The 10,718-nt window shown below is 69.5% G+C and carries 4 protein-coding genes, 1 tRNA gene and 1 rRNA gene; 5 read left to right on the top strand and 1 reads right to left on the bottom strand.

The annotated features are described in order from the left end of the window. Positions 1-148 precede the first annotated feature (148 nt). From rrf to ACX6XY_RS01315, 3 genes are all read left to right on the top strand, one after another. Positions 149-265: ribosomal RNA gene (gene rrf / locus ACX6XY_RS01325) — 5S ribosomal RNA — on the top strand. A 100-nt stretch (positions 266-365) separates the two neighbouring features. Then, positions 366-1,046: a DegT/DnrJ/EryC1/StrS family aminotransferase gene (locus ACX6XY_RS01320; RefSeq protein WP_460325318.1), complete on the top strand. Its 681-nt coding sequence runs from the start codon at positions 366-368 to the stop codon at positions 1,044-1,046. 105 nt (positions 1,047-1,151) lie between these two features. Next, positions 1,152-1,224, top strand: a tRNA-Thr gene (locus ACX6XY_RS01315). Between the two features lie 58 nt (positions 1,225-1,282). Here ACX6XY_RS01315 and ACX6XY_RS01310 read toward each other — a convergent pair. Next, positions 1,283-3,916 (bottom strand): SpoIIE family protein phosphatase, encoded by a 2,634-nt coding sequence (locus ACX6XY_RS01310; RefSeq protein ID WP_460325316.1) that lies wholly within the window; start codon positions 3,914-3,916, stop codon positions 1,283-1,285. Positions 3,917-4,418: 502 nt separating this feature from the next. On the opposite strand from ACX6XY_RS01310, the gene ACX6XY_RS01305 reads away from it, so the two are divergent. Further along, positions 4,419-9,584 carry a HAMP domain-containing protein gene (locus ACX6XY_RS01305; protein WP_460325339.1) on the top strand — a complete coding sequence of 1,722 codons (5,166 nt, stop codon included), beginning with the start codon at positions 4,419-4,421 and terminating at the stop codon, positions 9,582-9,584. A 279-nt stretch (positions 9,585-9,863) separates the two neighbouring features. Continuing rightward, positions 9,864-10,553, top strand: a complete 690-nt coding sequence (locus ACX6XY_RS01300) for a response regulator (protein WP_460325314.1) — start codon at positions 9,864-9,866, stop codon at positions 10,551-10,553. The last annotated feature ends 165 nt before the right edge of the window (positions 10,554-10,718 follow it).

The raw sequence follows: 10,718 nt of genomic DNA, 5'->3' as shown, positions 1-10,718 counted from the left end.
GAAGCCCTGTGAGGGGTGGAGGTGACCGGTACTAATAGGCCGAGGGCTTGTCCTCAGTTGCTCGCGTCCACTGTGTTGGTTCTGAAACCACGAACAACCCCATGCTCTGGGTTACAGGGTGTGGTGCGGTAGTTCAGTTTCATAGTGTTTCGGTGGTCATAGCGTGAGGGAAACGCCCGGTTACATTCCGAACCCGGAAGCTAAGCCTTACAGCGCCGATGGTACTGCAGGGGGGACCCTGTGGGAGAGTAGGACGCCGCCGAACTAATTTTGATAGACGCTGGTCCCCGAGTTTCGACTCGGGGACCAGCGTCTTTTTGTTTTCTGTCACCTGGTGTTCACGTTGCGCGGCCAACATCCTTGCCATGGGGACAGTCGCGACGCTCAGGGCCGCAGGGGTGGGACCCGGTGACGAGGTCATCGTGCCCGCGTACGGGAACGTGGAGATGACCGAGGCCGTGGTGCTGGCGGGGGCGCTGCCCGTCTTCGCCGATGTGGACCCGGCCACGTACTGTCTCGATCCCGGAGCGGTCGCCGCGGCCGTGACGTCACGTACGGCCGCCGTGATCGCCATACATCGCTTCGGGCACCCGGCCGATATGAGGCTGCTGGGCGAAGTGGGGCGGCGGCACGGCCTGTTGGTGCTGGAGCGTGCCGACGGCGTGGAGACCTCCGCCGACGAGGCGTGGCGGCGTGCGCACGCGGGCTACTTCGACGAGCGGCTGACCGGCGGTCTCAAGAAACCGGCGCCCGCCGACGGGCACACGTATCAGCAGTACGTGGTGCGAGTGCCGGGCAACGGGCGGCCGGACCGCGATGCGTTCGCCCGAGCCGCACGAGCCAGGGGAGTTGACTGCAGGGTGCCCGTCAAGACGCCGGTGCACCGCCTGCCCGACCACCGTCGGAGAGTCCTTCTGCCGGAGACCGAGCGCGCGGCCGACGAGACGCTGTCCCTGCCGGTCGGGGCCGCACTCGCGTGGCGGGACCTGCAACGGATCGTTTCGGTCTGTAACCGGCTGGGCGGCCTGCTTCAGCCTGCCTGCTAGCTTCAGTTCGCCGTGGCGGCAGGGCTGTTGGAGGCGATTCGGCACACCGGCGTGTTCGAGGTATGATCTATCCCGTTGCCGAGCGGAAAACCCGTCAGGCGGCAGGCCCCTATAGCTCAGTCGGTAGAGCGTCTCCATGGTAAGGAGAAGGTCAACGGTTCGATTCCGTTTGGGGGCTCAACAAGAAGAGGCTTCCACCCGGTCGGGTGGAAGCCTCTTCTTCTGTGTGTGCTGCCTCAGTTCGGACGGAGCTCCGGTACGCGCATTGTGAGGATCGCCATATCGTCGGACGGGGCGTCGGACGCGAAACGCTCCACGGCGCGCATGATGCGGGCGGCGACCGCGCCGGCGTTCAGGCCCGTGCAGGTGGTCAGCACATCGGCCAGACCGTCGTCACCGAGCATCCGGGTGCCCTCGCGGCGTTCGGTGACGCCGTCCGTGACGCACAGCAGGACATCGCCCGGATCGAGGGTGACCGTCTGCTCGTACAACTCGAGGTCGTCCAGGACGCCGAGCAGCGGCTGCGGGTCCGCGTACGGCTCGACCGTGCCGTCCTGGCGCAGACGCAGCGGAAGCGGATGCCCGGCGCAGACGATTTTGAGGATGGCGCTGCCGTCCTCCTGCGGCCACAGTTCGCCGTACAGGAGCGTCAGGAAGCGGCTGCGGGCGCCCTCGTCGAGGATCGCGGCGTTCAGACGTTCCAGCACCGCGGGGCCGCCGAAGCCCTCGCGGGCGAGCAGGCGCAGGGCGTGCCGGGCCAGGCCGGTCACCGCGGCCGCCTCGGGGCCCGTACCGCAGACGTCGCCGATGGCGAAGCCGTACGCGCCGTCGCGGATCGGGAACACGTCGTAGAAGTCGCCCCCGACCTCGTTGCCCTCGCCCGCGGCGCGGTAGATGACATCGACCTCGACGCCGGGGATCTCGGGCAGCCCCGGCGGCAGCAGGCTGCGCTGCAGGGACTGGCTGATGGCCATGCGCTCCGAGTAGAGCCGGGCGTTGTCGAGGGCGAGCGCGGCACGGCGCGAGAGGTCTTCGGCGAGTTCGAGGATCTCCTGGCGGAAGTGCTCGTCCGACGGCTTGCCGAGAGTCAGCATGCCGATGACGCGGTTGCGGGCGACCAGAGGCAGGACCACGGTCTCGCCGCCGACGGCGGAGGCCGTCGCGAGCGTGGTGCCGATCGCGCCGCCGACGCGGGGCGGTGCGCTGAGCCCGAGGTTGCGCATGGACGAGCGCAGGGCGGTCTGGCGGGCGGCTGCGGACGGGGCGTCCCAGACGCGGGCGCCGGGGGTCGGCACCGGGTCCGGCGGGTCGATGCGGGACAGGAGCGCCTTCAGGCCGTCGATGCGTTCCTCGTCCTCGTGCAGGACATAGGACAGGTACGGGTCCGAGGACTGGTCGGCGATGGTGTAGACGGCGCACCAGGCGGCCAGGGTCGGGACCGTCATCTGGGCCATCAGGGCCAGCGTCTGGTCCCGGTCCAGGGTTCCGGCGAGCAGGTCGGATGCCTCGACCAGGAAGGAGAGCGAGCCGCGGCGGAGCCGTTCCAGCTCGCCGAGGCGTGCCGACTCCACGGCCAGGGCGATGCGGTCGGCGGCGAACTGCAGGCGCAGGGCCTCCTCGTTCGCGTACCGGCCGGGGGCTTCGGCGGCCACGCCGAGTGAGCCGGTGAGGCGGCCCTCGACCTTGAGCGGGACGGTGACCACCGAGCGCATGCCGGTGCCGTTCAGCAGCGGCGCGGCGCCGGGGACGACGGCCAGGTCCTCATGTACGGCGGGCATCCGCGCCGAGCCGTACCGTCCGGTGCCGGCTTCCACGGGGACGCGGGCGAAGCGCTGGCGGACGGACGGCAGGCCGGTGGAGGCGCGTACCTCGAGCTCCGTCTCGTCGTCCGTGGCGAGCAGCAGGAAGGCGGCGTCGCCGTCGAGCATGTCGCGGGCCCGCTCGACCGTGCGTTGCAGCAGGCCGTCGAGGTCGTCGGGCGCGGGGGTGCCGATGAAGGTCTCGAAGGGGTCGGCGCCCTGGCCGTCCTGGCCGCTGGCGGCGTCCGGCGCGGGGCCGCGCTGCGGGGTCTGCAGGACGGCGCGCTCGTGGTCGCGGACCAGCAGGCACAGGGTCGAGGGTTCGCCGTCGCTGTCGCGGACGCGCAGGTGTGAGGCGTAGACGGGGATGACCCGGCCGTCGGCGCCGCGGACGCCGTAGCTGCCCTCCCAGCGGGAGAGCTGGAGCGCTTCGGCGATGCCGGTGCCGGTGCCGGGAGTGTGCGGCCAGGCCGCGAAGTCGGTGAGCTGTTTGCCGGTGACCTGCTCGGCGGCGTACCCGAAGACCGCTTCGGCGTCCTCGTTCCACGAGGTGACCGCCCCGCCGCGGTCGATCTGTACGACGGCGACGCGGATCCGGCCGTCGGCGGCGGGCAGCAGGTCTACGGAGAGGGGCGGGCCGGAGCTGCGGGTGCCGATCGGGCGGTCCGGGAGGTCGAGCTGGAACCAGACCTCCTTGTGCGTGGAGGTGTAGTCGACGCCCCAGCGGGTGGCCAGGGCCGCGCACAGCTGGAGTCCGCGGCCGCCCTCGCGGTCGGGGCTGCCCATGCTTCTGGCGGACTGCTGGAGCGGGATCTCACGCTCCGGGTAGCGGTCGGCGACCTCGACGCGTACGGCGTCGTCGGTGCGTAGGCAGCGTACGTCGGCGGTGGTGCCGGCGTGCACCACCGCGTTGGTCACCAGCTCGCTGGTGAGGACGACGGCGTCGTCGACGATGTCCGCGAAGCCCCAGCCGTGCAGAGTGTCGCGGACGAAGCCGCGGGCGGCCGCGACCGAGCGTCCTACGGGATCGAAGCTGGCAGCCGCCCGCGAGGTGATCACAGCACTCCCCATTGGTGTCGGCGCCCCCTGAGTGGTGTGCCCGCGTCTCGAGTCGTCGTTGTCTTCCCCGGCCGCGGGCACTTTGGTTCGTACGACAGGTTAATGGGGAGACCGGCTCGGTGTTCAGGGGTATCCCCATGCGGGGACACACCTGAACACCGAGTAGCGCGTCTCGCGCCTCAGGTCGGCACACGGCTTCCGAGGAAGCTGCCGAACCGTTGTGACTCCACCGGCCCGAAGGCCAGGCTTCTCGCGGGGCCACGGCCCCGCGAAGGACAAGCCCTGCCCGGTAGGGGGAACGAGCGCGGGGCGCCGCGGGTTACGTTTGGGAGCTGGCACGCTCGGTGCGCCCAGGTGAAACACTGGGCAAGCTCCAAGAGATGACGCGAACAATCTGAGCAGTACGGTCGACCCTTGCGGGAGGGACACAGTGGAGTCTGGCGCAGCGACGCGTGGCACCAGCACGCGGGCGAAGGGCGGCTCGTCCCGGAGTCAGCGCACCGGGACCACCGAGGTGGATACCGCGGCGCTGAACAGGCTTCTGGCGGCTCTCGTCGCCATGCGGGACGGGAACTTCCGTAAGCGGCTCACGGTCTCCAATGACGGGGTCATGGCGGACATCGCCGCCGTTTTCAACGAGGTCGCCGACCGCAATATGCACCTGACCGGGGAGCTGGCGCGGGTGCGGCGCATGGTCGGACGTGAGGGAAAACTCACGGAGCGGCTGGAGCACGGCGCCGGTGAGGGCTCCTGGGCCGCGGCGATCGACGCGTCGAACGCGCTGGTGGACGACCTGGTGCGGCCGGTCTCGGAGGTCGGCCGGGTGCTGTCGGCGGTCGCGGAAGGCGACCTGGAGCAGCGCATGGAGCTGCGGGCGCAGGGGGAGAACGGCCCAGGCCATCCGCTGCGCGGGGAGTTCCTGAAGGTCGGGCGTACGGTCAACAACCTGGTCGACCAGCTGTCGCGGTTCACCGACGAGGTGACGCGGGTGGCCAGCGAGGTCGGCACCGAGGGCAAGCTCGGCGGGCAGGCACGGGTGCGCGGCATGTCGGGTTCCTGGAAGGACCTCACGGACTCCGTGAACACCATGGCGTACCGGCTGACGGCTCAGGTGCGTGATATCGCTCTCGTCACGACCGCGGTCGCCAAGGGCGATCTGTCGCGGAAGGTCACCGTTCATGTGGCCGGCGAGATGCTGGAGCTGAAGAACACCGTCAACACGATGGTGGACCAGCTGTCGTCCTTCTCGTCCGAGGTGACCCGTGTCGCCCGTGAGGTGGGCACCGAGGGCGAGCTCGGCGGCCAGGCGCAGGTGCCGGGTGTGGCCGGGGTGTGGAAGGACCTCACCGACTCGGTGAACCTGATGGCGGGCAACCTGACCGCTCAGGTGCGGGGGATCGCCGAGGTGACGACGGCGGTCGCGAGCGGCGACCTGTCGCGGAAGGTCACCGTGAGCGCGCGCGGCGAGGTCGCCCAGCTCGCCGAGACGATCAACCAGATGACCGAGACGCTGCGGACGTTCGCGGACGAGGTCACCCGCGTGGCGAACGAGGTCGGCGCCGAGGGGCAGCTGGGCGGCCAGGCGAACGTGCCGGGCGCGGCCGGGACCTGGAAGGACCTGACCGACTCGGTGAACACGGTCTTCCGCAACCTCACCACGCAGGTGCGGGACATCGCCCAGGTGACGACGGCGGTGGCCAACGGTGATCTGTCGCAGAAGGTCACGGTGGATGTCGCGGGGGAGATGCTGGAGCTGAAGAACACCGTCAACACGATGGTGGACCAGCTCTCGGCCTTCGCCGACCAGGTGACGCGGATGGCCCGCGATGTGGGCACGGAGGGCAGGCTCGGCGGTCAGGCGCGGGTGGACGGCGTTTCCGGCACCTGGCGGGAGCTGACCGACTCGGTGAACTTCATGGCGGGCAGCCTGACCTCGCAGGTACGGCAGATCGCCCAGGTGACGACGGCGGTGGCCCGCGGTGATCTGTCGCAGAAGATCGACGTGGACGCGCGCGGCGAGATCCTCGAGCTGAAGAACACCATCAACACCATGGTGGACCAGCTGTCCGCGTTCGCCGACCAGGTGACCCGCGTGGCCAGCGAGGTGGGCACCGAGGGGCGGCTCGGCGGCCAGGCGCAGGTGCCGGGTGTGGCCGGGGTGTGGCGTGACCTGACCGACTCGGTGAACGGCATGGCGGGCAACCTCACCGCCCAGGTCCGCAATATCGCGCAGGTCGCGACGGCGGTGGCCCGCGGTGATCTGTCGCAGAAGATCGACGTGGACGCGCGCGGCGAGATGCTGGAGCTGAAGAACACCCTCAACACGATGGTGGACCAGCTCTCGGCCTTCGCCGACCAGGTGACGCGGGTGGCGCGCGAGGTGGGCACGGACGGGATCCTGGGCGGTCAGGCGGAGGTCCAGGGCGTCTCCGGTACGTGGAAGGACCTCACCCAGTCCGTGAACGGCATGGCGAACAACCTCACCCTCCAGGTGCGGAACATCGCCGAGGTCACCACGGCGGTCGCCATGGGCGACCTGTCCAAGAAGATCACCGTCGACGCGAAGGGCGAGATCCTCGAACTGGTCACCACCGTCAACACGATGGTGGACCAGCTGTCGTCGTTCGCCGAGCAGGTGACGCGGGTCGCGCGCGAGGTGGGCACCGAGGGCCAGCTCGGGGGGCAGGCGCGGGTGCCGGGCGTCACGGGCATCTGGAAGGACCTCAGCGACAACGTCAACCTGATGGCCAACAACCTGACCAGCCAGGTGCGGAACATCTCCCAGGTCGCCACGGCCGTCGCCAACGGCGATCTGACCAAGAAGGTCACCGTCGAGGCGCGCGGCGAGGTCGCGCAGCTCGCCGACACCGTCAACACCATGGTGAAGACGCTGTCCTCGTTCGCCGACCAGGTGACGCGAGTGGCGCGCGAGGTGGGCACGGACGGCATCCTCGGCGGTCAGGCGCGCGTTCCGGGAGTCTCCGGTACATGGAAGGACCTGACGGAGTCCGTGAACGGCATGGCCTCCAACCTGACCGGCCAGGTCCGCAACATCGCCATGGTCACCACCGCGATCGCCAAGGGCGACCTCACCAAGAAGATCGACATCGACGCGCGCGGTGAGATCCTGGAACTGAAGACCACCATCAACACCATGGTCGACCAGCTCTCCAGCTTCGCCGACCAGGTCACCAGGGTCGCCCGCGAGGTGGGCACCGAGGGCCAGCTGGGCGGTCAGGCGCGGGTCAGGGACGTCGACGGTACGTGGCGTGACCTCACCGAGTCGGTGAACGAGATGGCCGGGAACCTCACCCGGCAGGTGCGCGCCATCGCGGCCGTGGCCACCGCGGTGACCCGCGGCGACCTCAACCTCAAGATCGACGTGGACGCGTCGGGCGAGATCCAGGATCTGCAGGACAACATCAACACGATGATCGCCAACCTGCGGGACACCACGATCGCCAACAAGGAGCAGGACTGGCTCAAGGGCAACCTCGCCCGGATCTCCGGTCTGATGCAGGGCCGCCGCGACCTCGACGACGTCGCCGGTCTGATCATGAGCGAGCTGACCCCGGTGGTCTCCGCGCAGCACGGCGCGTTCTTCCTGGCGATGCCCACCGACGAGGGCGCCGACGTCGGCGCGGACGGCGACGACGAGGCGTACGAGCTGCGCATGCTGGGCAGTTACGGCTACTCGATGGGCTCGATGCCGACATCGTTCAAACCGGGCGAGACCCTGATCGGCGCGGCGGCGCGGGAGAGGCGCACCATCCTGGTGGAGAACGCGCCGTCCGGCTACCTCAAGATCGCTTCGGGTCTCGGGGAGGCCCCTCCCGCGCAGGTGATCGTGCTGCCGGTGCTCTTCGAGGACAAGGTACTCGGGGTGATCGAGCTGGCCTCGTTCCAGCCGTTCACCCAGATCCAGCGGGACTTCCTCAGCCAGATCGCCGAGATGATCGCGACGAGCGTCAACACCATCAGCGTCAACACCACGACCGAGCTGCTGCTCAAGCAGTCGCAGGAGCTGACCGAGCAACTGCGGGAACGCTCCGCCGAGTTGGAGAACCGGCAGAAGGCGCTGCAGATGTCCAACGCGGAACTGGAGGAGAAGGCCGAGCTGCTGGCCCGCCAGAACCGCGACATCGAGGTCAAGAACACCGAGATCGAAGAGGCCCGGCAGGTGCTGGAGGAGCGCGCCGAGCAACTCGCGGTGTCGATGCGCTACAAGTCGGAGTTCCTGGCGAACATGTCGCATGAGTTGCGTACGCCGCTGAACTCGCTGCTCATCCTGGCGAAGCTGCTCGCGGACAACGCGGAGGGCAATCTCTCCCCGAAGCAGGTGGAGTTCGCCGAGACGATCCACGGGGCCGGGTCCGACCTGCTCCAGCTCATCAACGACATCCTGGACCTGGCGAAGGTCGAGGCGGGCAAGATGGACGTCAGCCCGACCCGGATCGCGCTCGTCCAGCTCGTCGACTATGTGGAGGCGACCTTCCGGCCGCTCACCGCGGAGAAGGGTCTGGACTTCTCGGTACGGGTCTCGTCCGAGCTTCCGGCGACCCTGCACGTGGACGAGCAGCGGCTGCTCCAGGTGCTGCGCAACCTGCTGTCGAACGCGGTGAAGTTCACCGACAGCGGCGCCGTCGAGCTGGTGATCAGGACCGCGAACACCGACGTTCCGGCGGAGATCCGCGAGCAGTTGCTGGAGGCGGGCTCGCTGCGGGACGCGGACGCCGATCTGATCGCGTACTCGGTGACCGACACCGGCATCGGCATCGCCTCCAGCAAGATGCGGGTGATTTTCGAGGCGTTCAAGCAGGCGGACGGCACCACCAGCCGCAAGTACGGAGGCACCGGCCTGGGGCTCTCCATCAGCCGGGAAATCGCCCGGCTCCTCGGCGGCGAGATCCACGCGGTGAGCGAACCGGGGCGCGGTTCCACGTTCACGCTGTATCTGCCGCTGCACCCCACCGAGCTGCCGCCGCAGGGCTACCCGCAGCTGCCGCCCGCCGCGGCGCGCGCGCTGGACTCCGGCGCCGGTCAGCCGAGTTCGGCGGATCCCGGACCAGCCGAGCCGGAGCCCGCGCCGGACGCCGCGACGGCGGCGGCAGGGGCGGAGGCCGAGGCCGCGGGTCCGGATCCCGCGGAGCGCCCCGGTCTGCTGTTCCGTCGCCACCGCAGGTCCGTACGGACGCCGGAGCAGCGGCCCGCGCTGCCGGGCCAGCCGGGGGAGGCGCAGCCCGCGCAGGAGCAGTGGGCGCCCGACGACGCCCCCGCTCCCCAGGAGCGCCCCGCCTTCCGGTTCCACGGCGAAAAGGTGCTGATCGTCGACGACGACATCCGGAACGTCTTCGCCCTGACCTCCGTGCTGGAGCAGCACGGACTCTCGGTGCTGTACGCGGAGAACGGCCGGGAGGGCATCGAGGTCCTGGAGCAGCACGACGACGCGACGGTCGTGCTGATGGACATCATGATGCCGGAGATGGACGGGTACGCGACGACCACGGCGATCCGCAGGATGCCGCAGTTCGCCGGGCTGCCGATCATCGCGCTGACCGCGAAGGCGATGAAGGGCGACCGGGAGAAGGCCATCGAGTCCGGTGCTTCCGACTACGTGACGAAGCCGGTCGACCCTGATCATCTGCTGTCGGTGATGGAGCGGTGGATGGGCGACGAGTGAGAGGTGAGTGAGCGGAGCGCCTAGGCATCGCGGACGTGTCCCGCGGGCGTATCCCGAGGAGCCGCTGACGGAACGTGGTCGACGTCGTGTAAGAGTGCGATATTCGGGGAACCTTCTGGTCTCCTGCCGCGTTTCTGCTACGTGCACAGTGACATCGCGGTGACAGGGTGTGGCGACAGGTGGGGTGCGGCTACCATGACCGGCACGAGGACGGGCGGCGTAAGGGAGTCGTCCCCTGGGGCGGCGACCGGTGTGATGCCGGGGCGAGGAGGACGGGCCATGGTGCAGAAGGCCAAGATCCTCCTGGTCGATGACCGGCCGGAGAATCTGCTGGCGCTGGAGGCGATCCTCTCCGCGCTCGATCAGAAACTGGTACGGGCATCGTCCGGGGAGGAAGCGCTCAAAGCACTGCTCACGGACGACTACGCGGTCATTCTGCTGGACGTCCAGATGCCGGGCATGGACGGCTTCGAGACCGCGGCGCACATCAAGCGCCGGGAGCGGACCCGCGATATCCCGATCATCTTCCTCACCGCGATCAACCACGGTCCCCACCACACCTTCCGTGGGTACGCGGCGGGGGCGGTGGACTACATCTCGAAACCGTTCGACCCGTGGGTGCTGCGGGCCAAGGTCTCGGTGTTCGTCGAGCTGTATATGAAGAACTGTCAACTGCGTGAGCAGGCGGCGCTGCTGCGGCTCCAGATCGAGGGCGGTGACCGGGCGGCGGTCGCGGAGAGCGGCGGCCAGGAGCCCGCCGGGCTGCTCGCGGAACTCTCCGCGCGGCTCGCGGCTGTCGAGGAGCAGGCCGAGGCGCTGTCCAAGCAGCTCGACGACGACTCGGCCGACGCGGCGGTGGTGGCCACGGCCGCCCATCTGGAGCGCAAACTGACCGGCCTGCGCAGGGCGCTGGACGCGCTGGAGCCCGGCACGGGCGCGGGAGCGGCCTCGCTGCCCTCGCAGAACTGACACGGGCCGCGTCGGCGCCTGCTCGGGTCCGTGGGCGACTCGGGCGCGACTGACCCAGGCGCGGCAGGTGACCGGCGGGGCAGGGGCCGGTGCCGAGGCCGACGGCCTATGAGGGTGCGTCAGTTTCGTGTGGGGCTGGGCGACACGAACGGGTGACACGGCGGC

It is taken from the genome of Streptomyces sp. O3 (genome assembly GCF_054788135.1).
Note: the sequence above shows the minus strand (reverse complement) of the source record. Positions and strands in the feature narration are given on the sequence as shown.

Bases quoted from the DNA above. Each gene is read 5' to 3' on its own strand.
- ACX6XY_RS01320 (WP_460325318.1), top strand. From the start codon at position 366: ATGGGGACAGTCGCGACGCTCAGGGCCGCAGGGGTGGGACCCGGTGAC.
- ACX6XY_RS01310 (WP_460325316.1), bottom strand. From the start codon at position 3,916: ATGGGGAGTGCTGTGATCACCTCGCGGGCGGCTGCCAGCTTCGATCCC.
- ACX6XY_RS01300 (WP_460325314.1), top strand. From the start codon at position 9,864: ATGGTGCAGAAGGCCAAGATCCTCCTGGTCGATGACCGGCCGGAGAAT.